A 16,597-nucleotide genomic window follows, 5' to 3' on the forward strand; every position below is an offset into this window, starting at 1 on the left:
GGCTCGCTCCCACAGGGGATCAGTTGAGCGACAAAACCTCAGCCAACCTGATCCTGCATCTGCCATTGCGGCGGCACCACAAACCCCGCCACCCAGCCAGGCACGTCTTCTGGCGGCATCGGCCGGGCGATGAAGTAACCCTGGGCGACTTCGCAACCCAGTTTCAGCAATAACTCACCGTGCTCGACGCTTTCCAGCCCTTCGGCAATCACCTTCCGGCCAAATGCCCGGGCCAGACCAATAACAGCGGTGGTCAGCGCCAGGTCATCGCGATCCTCCAGCATGTCGCGCACGAACGTCTTATCAATCTTGATGGTTTGCGTGCGCAGGCGCTTGAGGTAGCTCAGTGACGAATAACCGGTGCCAAAGTCGCCCAGCGAAAACTGCACCCCCAGCGCCTGACAGGCCTGTAAACAGGCGCTGACGTGGTGGATATTCTCGATGGCCACCGACTCGATGATTTCCAGGTCAAGCATCTGCGCTGGAACCTCAGTGTGCCGAGCGAGTACCTGCTTGAGCCGGTCAACAAAATCTGCACGCTGAAAATGCCGCGCCGCGATGTTCAGGCTGATCGGCCAGCACTGCCCCGTCTGCTGCCAGCGGTGCAATTGCGCCAGGACCTGATCCATCACCCACTCGCCGATGTCGATGATCAGGTCCGTCTCTTCCACTGCGGGCAAAAAATCCCTGGCCCGGATCATGCCGTTTTGTGGATGCGCCCAGCGCAACAGCGCCTCGAACCCGACGACCTCACCCAGGCGCATGTTGACCTTGGGTTGGAAATGCAGACGCAACTCACCGGCGGCCAGCGCCTGACGCACGCGCTGGACGGTCTGGTGAGTCGCCTTGACCTCTTGATCCCGGGTGACGTCGAACAGGTGAAAACGGTTGCGTCCGCGCTGCTTGGCCACGTACATGGCTTGATCGGCGTGACGCAACAGGGTTTCAGCATCGTGATTGTCGAGGGGAAACAGCGTGACCCCGATGCTGGCGAACACGTGGACGTCCTTGCCATGCAGTACGTACGGCGCCGAAATCGCCCCCAGCGCCCGGTTCAGCGCCGCACGCAATTCCGGCAGATCACGCACGTGACGCAACACCAGCACGAACTCGTCGCCCGCCAGGCGCGCCACCACATCCTCGGCGCGCACAATGCCACGCAAACGCCTGGCCACCTCCACCAGCAACACATCGCCGCTGGCATGGCCGTAGCCGTCGTTGACCGCTTTAAACCCGTCGAGGTCGAGCATGCACACCGCCAGCGGGATGTCTTCCAGCCGGGAGAACTCCAGCGCCTGATCCAGCAGGTCCGAGAGGTACGCGCGATTGGGCAGCCCGGTCAGCACGTCATGTCCGACCCGCCATTGCAAGGTGTGCAGCAATTCGCGTTTTTCACTGATGTCGAACCGGATCGACAGGTATCGATCAACCCGCCCGGTGTCATCATCGAGCACCGGCACCATGGTGCTGTCGACCCAGTACAGGCTGCCGTCCTTGGCGCGATTGCAGATTTCGCCCTTCCACACGCTGCCCAGCGCAATGGTGCGCCACATCGCAGAAAAGAATTCGGAGGAATGCAGGCCGGAATTGAGCAGACGGTGATTCTGCCCGATCAGCTCTTCACGGCTATAGCCGGACACGGCGCAAAATTGGTCATTGACGTAGGTGATCCGGCCGCTCAGGTCGGTCTCGGAAAAAATCGCGGCGGCATCCACAGCCCTGCGGTACTTCTCATCCATGAATCAGGCTCGCTGTCGCTAGCGGAAGAATGGCGTGTCATCCCGGACGCGCATTTGATGGCCCTGCAAGACTGCAGATCAATCTGACTTGAACACCTCGCGCCAGTCTGACGAGGGTGCGCAATGCTGGCAGCTTGACCAGGCCTTGTCCAAGCCTTCGTGTAGCAGTGAATATCGGTGCATAAGTGAAATGGTCGTTCTGAAAACCGCAAACGACGAAAAACCACCCTGGAGATGATCCATGGCAGAGAGACAAAAATATTTTCAGATAGAAAACGCGAAAGAGGATTCGCGGTGCGTTATGGAGGCAACCCCACCAGCCACACCCCGGCACACAATGTTCCCGCTGTGGCTGCTGCCTTCCGGCTCTGACCAGGTTCACGGGTAATCGTTGCGGGGGGACCGATGGGGTCACCATAACGACGCTCACCTGACGGCGAGCCGCGCCATTGTACCTATCTGAGACGAAGTTACAACCGTTGGGGCGGATTAAAAAACATGAACGGCTTCAAGGACATGCAATCCCCTTGAATCCCCGCGCCACAGGCGGACGCCGTTTCGCCGATCGTTAGAGGTCCTGCAGCACCTCATCCGCCCTGCCGCCCTCTTGCTGGATCACCAAGTGAATGAAGTGCAGCTTGGCGATCACCGCCGGCGGCAGGACGAACGGGTAGAAATCCGGTTGGCCCATGCTGCGCGACAGCTCATTGAGCATGCCCGCCAACTCGATCCACGCATTGACGAACGACAGAAACGCCACCCCGCCGGGGTGCTGCGGGTCGTAAAGCGTGCTCGCCGGGAATGGCTGGTAATCGAAATCCATTTCCCGCGCGCTCATACCAAAGCCTAGAGCAGTGTCCACCGCGTCCATCATGTGCAGGTAATGCGCCCAGGTTTCCGCCCAGTCTTCCCACGGGTGCATGGTTGCGTAGGCGCTGACGCACTGTTGTTGCCAGTCGAGTGGCGCGCCTTGCTGGTAATGCCGCTCCAGCGCTTCTGCGTAGCTGGCGCGCTCATCACTGAACAGTCCGCGAAACGGTTCCAGCCAATGGCTGTTGGCGATCAGCCGGTCCCAGTAATAGTGCCCGACCTCATGCCGAAAATGCCCGAGCAACGTGCGGTAGGGCTCGTGCATTTGCACCCGGACCTGCTCGCGGTGGGCGTCATCGGCTTCCTTGATATCGAGGGTGATCAGGCCGTTGGCGTGACCGGTGGTCGGTGATTTGCCTTCGAGGTCAACACCGATGAAGTCAAACGCCAGGCCGGTTTCTTCATCGACGGTTTTGGGTATCACCTGCAAACCGAGGCTGACCAACTGCGCGACCAGACGCCGCTTGGCCGTTTCGACCTTGCGCCAGCGTTCGTGGTTTTCGGGAATCGACAGGTCAGGGATGGTGTGATTCAGGCTACAGGCGATGCAGAGCGCATCGTGATCATTGGCCGGGAGCAGCCAGTTGCACGCAGCCGGGGAATCGAGATTGGCGCAGCGGCGGAACACACCGGCTTGCGGGTCGGCGTCGAGCCGCCAGGTGTCGGTCTGCGCACCCGGTTGCAGCGAAGACAAGCGACTCTGTTCAGGCTGGTAGCCCAGCGCCGCCGAACAGGCCAGGCACTGGCTGTTGCGAAAGAACAGCGATTGCCCGCAGCGACACTGCCAGACCTTGCTGTTGCGCGAGCTGTCGCCCATGAAGGGCGCGGCGATGCGCGAGCTGAGCTGTTCGAAGAAGCGGTACATGGCGATCTCTCCCTGGGGCTTGCCAAGACTAGATCATTGCCACGCACAGATCGTTCCGGGTTTTGAATCACAAGTGTGGCGAGTGAGCTTGTCGGATCACCGCACCGTCCCGCTCGCCTGCGCAGCAGGCGCTAGCATCATGGGGACCGCTTCGTGCTCCAGCGGGACGATGCGGCGATCCGACAAGCTCCCTCGCCACAGGTTTTGTGTCAGATCGGGATGCCGTGCTGTTTCAGGAACTCGACGAACGCTTCTTCATCGAGCACCTTCAATCCCAGCTCGTTGGCCTTGGCCAACTTGGAACCCGCTCCCGGCCCTGCCACCACGCAATGGGTCTTGGCCGACACCGAGCCCGCTACCTTGGCCCCCAGGCTTTCAAGCTTGTCCTTGGCAACATCGCGGCTCATCAACTCCAGCGAACCGGTCAGCACCCAGGTCTGCCCGGCCAGCGGCAGCCCTTCGACGACCTTCTTCTCGCTCTGCCAGTGCATGCCGAAATCACGCAACTGCTGCTCGGCAGTCTCAGCGAGCTGGCGATTGTCCTCGACCGCAAAAAACTCGCGAACCGAATTGGCCTGCTTCTCCGGCAGCGCCTGGCGCATGTCCAGCCAGTCGGCGCTCATCACCCCTTCCAACGAACCAAACCGATCCGCGAGCTTCTGCGCCCCACCCGGTCCGACTGAAGGAATGTGCAGCTTGTCGAGAAATCCACCGAGCGTGGTGCTGGCCGCGAACTCCGCACCCAGCTCGCCCTGATCCTGAATCTGCAGGCCGTGCTTGAGCAGGTCCTGAATCACTTGCTGGTTATGCGCATCTTCAAAGAAGCTGTGGATCTCGTGAGCCACTTCCAGGCCGACGTCCGGCAAGTACGTGAGCACGTGTGGCAATGCCTGCTGAACTCGCTCCAGCGACCCCAGAGAACGCGCCAGCACCTTGGCCGTCTCTTCGCCGACATCAGGAATCCCGAGGGCGTAGATAAACCGTGCCAGGCTTGGCTTTTTGCTGTCCTCGATGGCGCTGAGCAACTTGTTGCTCGATACCTCGGCAAAGCCTTCCAGATCGACAATGTCGTCGAACTTCAGCGCATACAGATCGGCCGGCGAGCTCACCAGGCCTTCGTCGACCAGTTGCTCGACGCTCTTGTCCCCCAGGCCTTCGATGTCCATCGCACGGCGGGAAACGAAGTGAATGATCGCCTGCTTGAGCTGTGCACCGCAGGCCAGACGACCGACGCAGCGGTACACCGCGCCCTCGCTGACGGTCTCGCGGCCCTTGCTGCGCTTGACCAGTTGCGTGCGCTCGACCTGCGAACCGCACACCGGGCACTGCTCGGGAATGTGAACCGGCCGGGCATTGTCCGGACGACGCTCGAGCACCACTTGCACCACTTGCGGAATCACATCACCCGCGCGGCGGATGATCACCGTGTCGCCGATCATCAGACCCAGACGCGCGACCTCATCCATGTTGTGCAACGTCGCGTTGGCCACGGTGACACCGGCCACCTTGACCGGTTTCAAGCGCGCCACCGGCGTGACGGCGCCGGTGCGACCGACCTGGAACTCGACGTCGAGCAGCTCGGTGAGTTCTTCCATGGCCGGGAATTTGTGCGCGATCGCCCAGCGCGGTTCGCGAGCGCGGAAACCCAGCTCACGCTGCGAGGCGATGCTGTTGACCTTGAACACCACGCCGTCGATTTCATACGCCAGCCCGTTACGGCGCTCACCGATGTCGCGGTAGTAATCCAGGCACTCGTCGATACCGTGCGCCAGTTTCAGTTCATGGCTGATCGGCATGCCCCACACCTGGAGCTGCTTGAGATTGCCAATGTGCGTGTCGGCAATATCGGCCGAAATCTGGCCGATGCCGTAGCAGCAGAATTCCAGCGGGCGGTTGGCGGTGATCTTCGAATCCAACTGTCGCAGGCTCCCGGCCGCCGCGTTACGCGGGTTGGCAAAGGTCTTGCCGCCGACTTCCAGCTGGCTGGCGTTGAGCCGCTCGAAACCGGCCTTGGACATGAACACTTCGCCGCGCACTTCCAGAGTCGCCGGCCAGCCCGTGCCGTGCAGTTTGAGCGGGATGTTGCGCACGGTGCGCACGTTGACGCTGATGTCTTCGCCGGTGGTGCCGTCGCCACGCGTCGCGCCGCGTACCAGTACGCCGTCTTGATACAGCAAGCTGACCGCCAGGCCATCGAGTTTGGGTTCGCAGCTGTATTCCACTGCCGCACCGCCGCCGAACAGATCGCCGACCGGCAAGTCCAGGCCTTCCGTCACCCGGCGATCGAACTCGCGCATGTCGGTTTCTTCGAAGGCGTTGCCGAGGCTGAGCATCGGCACTTCATGACGTACCTGAGTGAACGCCGACAACGCCGCGCTACCGACGCGCTGGGTCGGCGAGTCGCTGGTAATCAGTTCCGGATTAGCCGCTTCAAGGGCCTTGAGCTCGTGGAATAAGCGATCGTATTCGGCATCCGGAATACTCGGCTCGTCCAGCACGTGATAGCGATAGTTGTGCTGATCCAGCTCAGCGCGCAGCTCTAGAATGCGGTTTTTGGCGGCGGTCATGGGTGTTCTCTCATAAAGCAAAAGAGCAGCCGAGGCTGCTCAATTCTTAAATACAGTAGCTTAAAGCTATGGACACTGTGGCGAGGGAGCTTGCTCCCGGTCGGCGGCGAAGCCGTCGTAAAATCAGCGCATGCGGTGTATCGGAATAAGGGCCGCTTCGCAGCCCAGCGGGAGCAAGCTCCCTCGCCACAAGAGCCCGCTCCGACTTTTGAATCAACGCTTCTGGGTCAACGCGCGGCGTTCGAACTCGACGATGCGCTGACGGTAATGCTCAATCGTCTGGGCGGTCAGCACGCTGCGCTGGTCGTCTTTCAGTTCGCCGTTCAGCTCCTGGGACAGTTTGCGCGCCGCAGCCACCATCACGTCGAAGGCTTGCTTTGGATGACGCGGGCCAGGCAGACCGAGGAAGAAGCTCACGGCCGGAGTGCTGAAGTGGTCGATGTCGTCCAGATCAAAAATGCCCGGCTTGACCGCATTGGCCATGGAGAACAGGACTTCGCCATTACCGGCCATGCTTTCGTGACGGTGGAAAATATCCATCTCGCCGAAACGCAGACCGCTTTCCAGAATGTTCTGCAACAGCGCCGGGCCTTTGAAACCGGCGGCGTCGCGGCAGATCACGCTGATCACCAGCACTTCTTCCGCTTGTGGCTGATCTTTTTCAGTGACCGCTGGCGAAGCTTTGGTGTCATCCGGGAAATCGTCGTCACGGCTGCTGAAGCTCGGGCCGCCATCCAGATCGAGGCTGAGGTTCATGTCGCCTTGCGACGGTTCGCCATGGCCACGCTTGCCGCGCTTGGAACCCGATTCACGCGGTTCACGGGCAGGCATGCTCACCGACGGCAGATCGTGCTCGTCCAGTTGCGGTTCTTTATGTGTGTCCAGCACACGGGGCGGGCCCAACAGCTCGGCGCTGGTGTCCTCATCCGGCAGATTAGACAAACTTCGGTCAAGACGGAATTTCAGTTTTCCCTTGCCGCCGCGCATACGGCGCCAGCCATCAAAAAGAATACCGGCAATGACAATAATGCCGATGACGATCAGCCACTCGCGCAGACCGATTTCCATGTAATCCCGTGCCTCTATAAAAAATGCTGAAAAATAAGGGGTTTACAACTCGTAAACCGCTTTAAAACGTGGCGCCAACTCTATGTTCTGACAGGCGTTTTGCCCACGTATACGAAAAATTGACATTAAACTAGCACGACCAAAGGCAACTTTACACCGTCTGTCACCATGGCTTTAGCGAATATGTCGATTGGCCAGCAAGTCAGGCCCGGTAAAAACATCCTACAGCCTCGTAATACCTGCCCTACAGACGCCGACTCAGGCATCCACCATCGCCATCGCCTCTTCGACATCCACCGCTACAAGACGCGAGCAGCCCGGCTCGTGCATCGTCACCCCCATCAGTTGATCGGCCATTTCCATGGCGATCTTGTTGTGGGTGATATAGATGAACTGCACCGTCTGCGACATTTCCTTGACCAGCCGTGCGTAGCGTCCAACGTTAGCGTCATCCAGTGGCGCGTCAACTTCATCGAGCATGCAGAACGGCGCCGGGTTCAACTTGAAGATCGCAAAAACCAGCGCCAATGCAGTCAGGGCTTTTTCGCCACCGGAGAGCAAATGGATGGTGCTGTTCTTCTTCCCTGGCGGCTGCGCCATGATCGTTACCCCTGTATCGAGTAGATCTTCGCCCGTCAGTTCCAAATACGCGCGTCCTCCACCGAAAACTTTTGGGAAAAGCGCCTGTAAACCGCCATTGATCTGATCAAAGGTATCTTTGAAGCGGTTACGGGTTTCCTTGTCGATCTTGCGAATCACGTTCTCGAGTGTGTCCAGCGCTTCCACCAGATCATCGTTCTGCGCATCCAGATAACGTTTACGCTCGGATTGTTGCTGGTATTCGTCGATGGCCGCGAGGTTGATCGCACCGAGACGCTGGATGCGCGCGGCAATGCGTTCGAGTTCTTCTTCGGCGTCCTTCTCGTTGGCCTCGGCTGTCAGCGTGGCAAGCACGCCGTGCAGGTCGTAGCCGTCTTCCAGCAATTGATCTTCGAGGGTCTTGCGGCGCACGGTCAGGGCTTGCCATTCCATGCGCTGGGTTTCCATCTGGCCGCGAATCAACTGCGACTGCTGCTCGGCCTGGTTACGCCGTTTTTCCGCATCACGCAGTTCACGGTCAGCGTCTTCCAGGGCGATCTGCGCGGTCTTGAGTTCTTCGTCGACGGTCATGCGCTTGTCGAGCAGCTCTTCAAGCTTCAGCCGCAACTCTTCCAGCGGCGCCTCACCCTCCTCCAGATTGAGGCTGAGCTGTTCGCGTTTTTCGGTCAGGCGCTCGGACTGCATTTCCAGCCGTTCCAGCGCCTGACGTGTCGAGTCGTGTTGTGCCTTGAGCGAACCGAGACGCACCGCCAATTGATGCGCGTGATCCTTGTGCTGCCGGGCTTCCTGGCGCACTCGATCGAGGCGCTCGCGCAAGCTGTCGCGCTGGGCCAGCAGCAATTCACGCTGCTCGGTGTCGAGCGCCATGGCGTCGAGGGCTTCCTGCAATTGCAGGCGCGCTTCGCCAATGTTTTCGTGTTCCAGCGCGCGCTGTTCGCTCAGTTCCGTGAGTTCTTCATCGAGGCGCGTACGACGCAGCGTCAGCTGTTCGGCCTTGGCTTTGCCGGCGGACAGTTGAGCTTTCAATTCACCTTGCTGGCGCGCTTCGTCTTGCAGCAGACGGCGCAAATGTTCGCGACCGTTTTCCTGCTGTCGCTGTTGCGCCCTGAGATTTTGCAGTTGGGTTTCCAGGGTTTCGACCGTGGCTTCGCGCTCTTCGCGCTCCTCGGTCAACCGCTGGATTTCCTGACCGCGCGCCAGTACACCGCTTTCGGCTTCGCTGGCCCGTCGCACACGTAAAAAGTGCCGACCGACCCAATAACCATCACGACTGATCAGGCTCTGCCCCGCGGTCAATTGACTGCGCAACGCCAGCGCCTGTTCAAGGCTGTCGACCGGCTTGACCTGCCCCAGCCACGGCGACAGATCGATCTGCGCCTCGACCTTGTCGAGCAAGCTGCCCGGCACGCGCACGCCATCAGTGGCCGGGCTGAGCAAGCGCAGATCGCCTTGGGCGAAACCGGCGAGATCGAAGTCGCCGAAGTCGTCGACCAGCACCGCTTGCAGGTCGGCGCCGAGCACGGTTTCCACCGCCAGCTCCCAACCCGCTTCCACCTTCAGGCCTTCGGCCAGACGCGGGCGATCCGTCAGATGCTGCTCACGCAACCATTCGGCGGTGCCGGTGCCCGGATCGAGCGCGGCCTGCTGCAAGGCTTCAAGTGAGGCGAGACGACCGTTGAGGCGCTGCAAATCGCCTTGCGCCTGCTGCTGATTGTGCAACGCGAGCTGCAATTCCTGACGCAGTTGCTCAAGGCGCTCGACCTGGGCTTCTTCGCTGGCCTGCAAATCTTCAAGCGTGGCTTCACTGGCGGCCAACTGCTCGCTGAGTTCCATAATCGCCGCGTCTTCCGGGTCCGCCGAGAGCAACGCGCGTTCTTCGCCGAGGCGCTTCTGACGGTCGGCCAGACGCTCCATGCTGGTTTCCAGCTGCTGGATGCGTGACTGCTGCACTTCGGATTGGCGACGCGGCTCGGCGGCGGTCAGGTTGAACGTGTCCCACTGCTCCTGCCAGCCGTGCATGGTGGTTTCGGATTCTTCCAGCGCAGCGGCGGCTTCTTCGGCGGCGGCGCTGGTGACTTCCTGCTCCGGGGTGAGCATGTCGAGCTCTTCGCCGAGGGTCAGCAATAGCGTGCGGTCGTGGCCCAGGTGCGATTCGGTTTCCAGGCGTGCGCGCTCGGCTTCTTTCAGATCGTCCTGCAACTGACGCAGACGCTGCTGGCCGTGCTGGATGCTCTGCTCGACCCGGGCGATGTCGCCGCCGACCGAATAGAAGCGTCCTTGCACCAGATTGAAGCGCTCCGACAGGTCATGGTGCCCGTCCCGGAAGCGTTCGATGGCGGCGTCGGCGTTGCGTTGCTCGGCGACCAGTGCTTCGAAGGTGACTTCCTGGTTGCCGATCACCGCTTCGCGCTGACCGACCTGTTCGTTCAGCGCCTGCCAGCGCAGGGCCGACAATTGAGCCTTGAGCTGGCGCTCTTCGCCTTTGTATTCCTGATACTTCTTCGCGGCTTCAGCCTGACGGTGCAAGCGCTCGAGCTGACGCTCAAGCTCTTCGCGCAAGTCGGTCAGGCGCGCAAGGTTTTCGTGGGTACGGCGGATGCGGTTTTCAGTCTCGCGCCGGCGCTCCTTGTACTTGGAGATGCCTGCTGCTTCTTCAATAAAGTTGCGCAGGTCTTCGGGCTTGGATTCGATCAGCTTGGAGATCATCCCCTGCTCGATGATCGAGTAGCTGCGCGGGCCGAGGCCGGTGCCGAGGAAAATATCGGTGATGTCGCGACGCCGGCATTTGGTGCCGTTGAGGTAATAAGTGGTCTGGCTGTCGCGGGTCACTTTGCGGCGAATGGAGATTTCCGCATAGGCGGCGTATTCGCCAAGCAGCGTGCCGTCGGAGTTATCGAACACCAGCTCGATGCTGGCCTGACTCACCGGTTTACGGCTGGTAGAACCGTTGAAGATGACGTCGGTCATCGACTCGCCGCGCAAGTTCTTGGCCGAGCTTTCGCCCATCACCCAACGCACGGCGTCGATGATGTTCGACTTGCCGCAACCATTGGGCCCCACCACTGCCGCCATGTTGCTGGGGAAGTTCACCGTGGTCGGATCGACGAAGGACTTGAACCCCGCCAGCTTGATGCACTTGAGCCGCACGCTTAAGCGTCCGTCAGGGCAGAAACCACCAGATCGGCGCTGCGCTGGGCATACGCCGTCAGCACTTCGCGGATCTGCGGAAAGTCACGGGCCAGCACGGCAGCGAGCAGGCGCTCGAACAGTTCGAGGAATTCGCTCATCGACGCCTTGCGCTGGTCCAGGGCGAGGAAATACGCGCGGCTCATGGCCGGCTGCAGATTCTCGACGGTTTCCTGCAAGTACGGGTTGTTGGCGAACGGGTACGCGGCGCGCATCACATTGAAGCTGTCGTCGACGAAGGTACGAATGTCCTGACGCTCGTAGCTGGCGGCCAGGCGTTGCTGGATCTGCACGAATGGCGCCATGTCGGCCTGGACTTTCCAGCCGTTGGCCACGGCGTTACCGAGCAGGATGTACAGCTCGCTCATCAGCGTGCACAGGCTCTGGACCTTGTGCGCCGTGAGTTCGGTGACATGGGCGCCCCGTCGCGGCAGGATCGCGATCAAGTGGCGACGCTCAAGAATCAGCAAGGCTTCACGGACCGAGCCACGGCTGACATTGAGTGCCAGCGTGACCTTCTGTTCCTGAATGCGCTCCCCGGGCTTCATTTCGCCGCGAATGATGCGTTCGGCGAGGTGGTGAGCGATTTGCTCGGCGAGGCTGTCCGGCGCCTTGAACGTCATGGTTGTCCTTCAAACTCTTCGATCTGCACAAGCGGCGCAGTGTAACCCACTTGATAGGTCATGGCGCAGGGCCCACTCGGCGGTTTTGGCACGATTCAAGCAAAAAAAGCAGGTGTGTGCGTGAGGGTCAATACTGAAGCAATGAGGTGTTTGCCGACAAAATGCAATTTCCTGACCTTTAAGTCAGAAAATCATTGACCGAAAAGTCAGACCTGCTAAATTCGGTTCAAGTCGGTTAACAACAATAATGAGTCTGCGAGGCCTTCCGTGATCCAGTTTTTACTTAACCAGGAACTCCGTAGCGAGCACGCCCTGGACCCAAACCTGACCGTGCTCAATTATCTGCGCGACCATGTGGGCAAACCCGGCACCAAAGAAGGCTGCGCCAGCGGTGACTGCGGCGCCTGCACCGTGGTGGTCGGCGAGCTGCAAACGGATGACGATGGCCGCGAACACATTCGCTATCGCAGCCTCAACTCGTGCCTGACGTTCGTGTCGTCGTTGCACGGCAAACAACTGATCAGCGTTGAAGACCTCAAGCACCAGGGCGAACTGCACAGCGTGCAGAAAGCCATGGTCGAGTGCCATGGTTCGCAATGCGGCTTCTGCACCCCCGGCTTCGTCATGTCGCTGTTCGCCCTGCAAAAGAACAGCGATGCACCGGATTCTCACAAGGCTCACGAAGCGCTGGCCGGCAATCTGTGCCGTTGCACCGGCTATCGGCCGATCCTGCAAGCCGCCGAACAGTCCTGCTGCGGCAAGCAACCGGACCAGTTCGATGCGCGTGAAGCCGACACTATCGCGCGCCTGAAAGCGATTGCCCCGACGTCCATCGGCGAACTCAACAGTGGCGACAAACGTTGCCTGGTGCCGCTGACCGTCGCCGACCTGGCCGACCTCTACGACGCTTATCCACAGGCGCGCCTGCTGGCCGGCGGTACGGACCTGGCGCTGGAAGTCACGCAATTCCACCGCACCTTGCCGGTGATGATTTACGTCGGCAACGTGGCCGAGATGAAGCGCATCGAGCGTTTCGACGATCGCCTGGAAATCGGCGCCGCCACCGCCCTCTCCGACTGCTACGAAGCGTTGAAAGCCGAGTACCCGGACTTCGGTGAATTGCTGCAACGTTTTGCCTCGCTGCAGATCCGCAACCAAGGCACCCTCGGCGGCAACATCGGCAACGCCTCGCCCATCGGTGACTCGCCGCCCCTGCTGATCGCCCTGGGCGCGCAAATCGTCCTGTGCAAAGGCGAAACCCGCCGCACTATGGCCCTGGAAGATTACTTCATCGATTACCGGGTCACCGCGCGTCAGGAAAGTGAGTTCATCGAGAAGATCATCGTGCCGCGTGCCAGCGCCGAACAACTGTTCCGCGCCTACAAGGTGTCCAAACGTCTGGACGATGATATTTCCGCTGTGTGCGCCGCGTTCCAGATCCGTCTGGAAAACGGTGTGATCGCCGATGCCCGTGTCGCCTTTGGCGGTATGGCAGCCATCCCGAAACGTGCCAGCGCCTGCGAAAAAACATTGCTCGGGGCGCCGTTCAACAACGCCACCGTCGAACGCGCCTGCGCCGCACTGGCCGAAGATTTCACCCCGCTGTCGGACTTCCGCGCCAGCAAGGAATACCGCCTGCTCAGCGCGCAAAACCTGCTGCGCAAATACTTCATCGAACTGCAAACACCGCACATCGAGACTCGGGTGACCGCTTATGTCTAATCATCACGCTGTAGAGAAGACCCAAGCCGAACTGGCTGAACTGTTCGCCAAGGACCTGACCACCGGTGTCGGCCGCAGCGTCAAGCACGACAGCGCCGCCAAGCACGTGTCCGGTGAAGCGCAGTACATCGACGACCGCCTGGAGTTTCCGAACCAGCTGCACGTTTACGCACGCCTGTCGGACCGCGCCCACGCGAAAATCATCAGCATCGACACCAAGCCCTGCTACGCCTTCGAAGGCGTGCGCATTGCCATCACCCATGAAGATGTGCCGGGCCTGAAAGACATCGGGCCACTGTTGCCGGGCGACCCGTTGCTGGCGATTGATGACGTGCAGTTCGTCGGTCAGCCGGTACTCGCCGTGGCGGCGAAAGACCTCGAAACCGCGCGCAAGGCCGCCATGGCCGCGATCATCGAATACGAAGATCTCGAGCCGGTGCTGGACGTGGTCGAAGCCCTGCGCAAACGCCACTTCGTGCTCGACAGCCACACTCACCAGCGCGGCGATTCGGCCAATGCCTTGGCGACTGCCGAGCATCGCATCCAGGGCACGCTGCACATCGGCGGCCAGGAACACTTCTACCTCGAAACCCAGATCTCTTCGGTGATGCCGACGGAAGACGGCGGCATGATCGTCTACTGCTCGACGCAGAACCCGACCGAAGTGCAGAAGCTGGTCGCCGAAGTGCTTGATGTGTCGATGAACAAAATCGTGGTCGATATGCGCCGCATGGGCGGCGGTTTCGGCGGCAAGGAAACGCAAGCCGCGAGCCCGGCCTGTTTGTGCGCCGTGATCGCGCACCTCACCGGCCAACCAACCAAGATGCGCCTGCCGCGCGTCGAAGACATGCTGATGACCGGCAAGCGTCACCCGTTCTACGTCGAGTACGACGTCGGCTTCGACAGCACCGGCCGCCTGCACGGCATCGCCCTGGAACTGGCCGGCAACTGCGGTTGCTCGCCGGACCTGTCGGCCTCGATTGTCGACCGTGCGATGTTCCACGCCGACAACTCGTACTACCTGGGCGACGCGACCATCAACGGTCACCGCTGCAAGACCAACACTGCGTCGAACACCGCGTATCGTGGTTTCGGCGGCCCGCAAGGCATGGTCGCCATCGAAGAAGTGATGGACGCGATTGCCCGTCATCTGGCCCTCGATCCATTGGCCGTACGCAAGGCCAACTACTACGGCAAGACCGAGCGCAACGTCACGCATTACTACCAGACCGTCGAGCACAACATGCTCGAAGAAATGACCGCTGAACTGGAAGAAAGCAGCCAGTACGCCGAGCGTCGCGAAGCGATTCGTCGCTACAACGCCAACAGCCCGATCCTGAAAAAAGGCCTGGCGCTGACCCCGGTGAAATTCGGTATTTCCTTCACCGCAAGTTTCCTCAACCAGGCCGGCGCGCTGATCCACGTCTACACCGACGGCAGCATCCACTTGAACCATGGCGGCACCGAAATGGGCCAGGGCTTGAACACCAAAGTCGCGCAGGTCGTGGCCGAAGTGTTCCAGGTGGAAATGGACCGCGTGCAGATCACCGCGACCAACACCGACAAGGTGCCAAACACCTCGCCGACCGCTGCATCCAGCGGTGCCGACCTGAACGGTAAAGCGGCACAGAACGCGGCGGAAATCATCAAGCAGCGTCTGGTCGAATTCGCCGCGCGGCACTACAAGGTCAGCGAAGAAGACGTCGAATTCCACAACGGTCACGTGCGGGTTCGCGATCACATCCTGACGTTCGAAGCGCTGATCCAGCAGGCATATTTCGCGCAGGTGTCGCTGTCGAGCACAGGCTTCTACAAGACCCCGAAAATCTTCTACGACCGCAGCCAGGCCCGTGGTCGTCCGTTCTACTACTACGCCTTTGGTGCAGCGTGCTGTGAGGTGATCGTCGACACCCTGACCGGCGAGTACAAGATGCTGCGCACCGACATCCTCCACGACGTTGGCGCCTCGCTGAACCCGGCCATCGACATCGGCCAGGTCGAGGGTGGTTTCATCCAGGGCATGGGGTGGCTGACCATGGAAGAACTGGTGTGGAACAACAAGGGCAAACTGATGACCAACGGCCCGGCCAGCTACAAGATTCCGGCGGTGGCGGACATGCCGCTGGACCTGCGGGTGAAGCTGGTGGAAAACCGCAAGAATCCGGAAGACACGGTGTTCCATTCCAAGGCCGTGGGTGAGCCGCCGTTCATGCTGGGCATTGCGTCGTGGTGTGCGATCAAGGACGCCGTGGCGAGTCTTGGCGACTACAAGCATCAACCGAAAATCGATGCACCGGCGACCCCGGAGCGGGTGTTGTGGGGGTGTGAGCAGATGCGCCAGTTGAAGGCGGTGAAAGCCGTGGAAGCTGAAACCGAACTGGCTTCGCTCTAGACCGAGGCGCGGCCTTCGCGAGCAGGCTCGCTCCCACAGGGAAATGCATTCCAAATGTGGGAGCGAGCCTGCTCGCGAAGAGGCCCGAACAGACAACAGAGATGTCGAGGTGAAACATGTACAACTGGATCGACGCCCTCGCCGACCTGCAATCCCAAGGTGAACCCTGCGTGTTGGTGACCATCATCGAAGAGCTCGGCTCGACGCCGCGCAATGCCGGCTCGAAGATGGTCATCAGCGCCACCCAGACCTTCGACACCGTCGGTGGCGGGCATCTGGAATACAAGGCCATGCAGATCGCCCGCGACATGCTCGCCAGCGGCAAACAGGACACGCACCTGGAGCGCTTCAGCCTCGGCGCCAGCCTCGGCCAGTGCTGCGGTGGTGCGACGGTGTTGCTGTTCGAACCGATGGGCCAGGTCCAGGCGCAGATAGCCGTGTTCGGCGCCGGTCATGTCGGCCGCGCATTGGTGCCGCTGCTCGCCAGCCTGCCCTGCCGGGTGCGCTGGATCGATTCGCGAGATGACGAATTTCCTGAACAGATCCCTCACGGCGTGCGCAAGATTGTCAGCGAAGAACCGGTGGACGAAATCGACGACCTGCCCGCCGGCAGTTACTGCATCGTCATGACCCACAATCACCAGCTCGACCTCGAACTCACCGCTGCGATCCTCAAGCGCAACGACTTCGCCTACTTCGGCCTGATCGGCTCGAAGACCAAACGGGTGAAGTTCGAACACCGCCTGCGCGACCGCGGATTCGACAACAGCGTCGTGCAACGCATGCGCTGCCCGATGGGCATCGGCGAAGTCAAAGGCAAGTTGCCTGTGGAAATCGCCATCTCCATCGCCGGCGAAATCATCGCCACCTATAACGCGAATTTCGGCCAGCAGACCGCCAGTGCCGGATCATCGATTGCCAAACTGCTGCCTGCTTCACGCCGCAGCCAAGCCTCCCATTGAGAA

Annotated in this window: 9 protein-coding genes and 1 other RNA gene; 3 read left to right on the forward strand and 7 right to left on the reverse strand. The window is 60.6% G+C overall.

Annotated elements, in window-relative coordinates:
- Positions 1–38: 38 nt before the first annotated feature.
- The 7 genes from ACWKV5_RS04030 to ACWKV5_RS04060 form a co-directional block, all read right to left on the reverse strand.
- Entirely contained in the window at positions 39–1,739 is a 1,701-nt protein-coding gene (locus ACWKV5_RS04030; protein ID WP_483840257.1) for a putative bifunctional diguanylate cyclase/phosphodiesterase, read from the reverse strand.
- Between the two features lie 311 nt (positions 1,740–2,050).
- Positions 2,051–2,147: signal recognition particle sRNA small type (gene ffs / locus ACWKV5_RS04035), an RNA gene on the reverse strand.
- 160 nt (positions 2,148–2,307) lie between these two features.
- Complete coding sequence (locus ACWKV5_RS04040) at positions 2,308–3,474, reverse strand: zinc-binding metallopeptidase family protein (RefSeq protein WP_483840258.1); 1,167 nt, start codon at positions 3,472–3,474, stop codon at positions 2,308–2,310.
- 209 nt (positions 3,475–3,683) lie between these two features.
- Positions 3,684–6,041, reverse strand: coding sequence for an NAD-dependent DNA ligase LigA (ligA, locus tag ACWKV5_RS04045; RefSeq protein ID WP_483840259.1), 2,358 nt, complete (start codon positions 6,039–6,041; stop codon positions 3,684–3,686).
- A 213-nt stretch (positions 6,042–6,254) separates the two neighbouring features.
- Positions 6,255–7,109: a cell division protein ZipA gene (gene zipA, locus ACWKV5_RS04050; RefSeq protein ID WP_027921742.1), complete on the reverse strand. Its 855-nt coding sequence runs from the start codon at positions 7,107–7,109 to the stop codon at positions 6,255–6,257.
- Positions 7,110–7,367: 258 nt separating this feature from the next.
- Positions 7,368–10,856, reverse strand: a complete 3,489-nt coding sequence (smc, locus tag ACWKV5_RS04055) for a chromosome segregation protein SMC (protein ID WP_483840260.1) — start codon at positions 10,854–10,856, stop codon at positions 7,368–7,370.
- A gap of 2 nt (positions 10,857–10,858) precedes the next feature.
- Positions 10,859–11,518 (reverse strand): GntR family transcriptional regulator, encoded by a 660-nt coding sequence (locus tag ACWKV5_RS04060; protein ID WP_483840261.1) that lies wholly within the window; start codon positions 11,516–11,518, stop codon positions 10,859–10,861.
- A gap of 267 nt (positions 11,519–11,785) precedes the next feature.
- On the opposite strand from ACWKV5_RS04060, the gene xdhA reads away from it, so the two are divergent.
- The 3 genes from xdhA to xdhC all read left to right on the forward strand — a co-directional run bounded on the left by xdhA (position 11,786) and on the right by xdhC (position 16,594).
- Positions 11,786–13,240, forward strand: a complete 1,455-nt coding sequence (gene xdhA, locus ACWKV5_RS04065) for a xanthine dehydrogenase small subunit (RefSeq protein ID WP_483840262.1) — start codon at positions 11,786–11,788, stop codon at positions 13,238–13,240.
- A complete protein-coding gene (xdhB, locus tag ACWKV5_RS04070; RefSeq protein ID WP_483840263.1) occupies positions 13,233–15,632 on the forward strand; it encodes a xanthine dehydrogenase molybdopterin binding subunit in 2,400 nt (799 codons plus the stop codon). The genes xdhA and xdhB overlap by 8 nt, the downstream gene beginning before the upstream one ends.
- Before the next feature lie 116 nt (positions 15,633–15,748).
- The gene (gene xdhC, locus ACWKV5_RS04075) at positions 15,749–16,594 is read left to right on the forward strand and encodes a xanthine dehydrogenase accessory protein XdhC (RefSeq protein ID WP_483840264.1); all 846 of its coding nucleotides are present in this window, start codon (positions 15,749–15,751) and stop codon (positions 16,592–16,594) included.
- Positions 16,595–16,597 lie beyond the last annotated feature (3 nt).

Source organism: Pseudomonas oplopanacis, assembly GCF_057128725.1.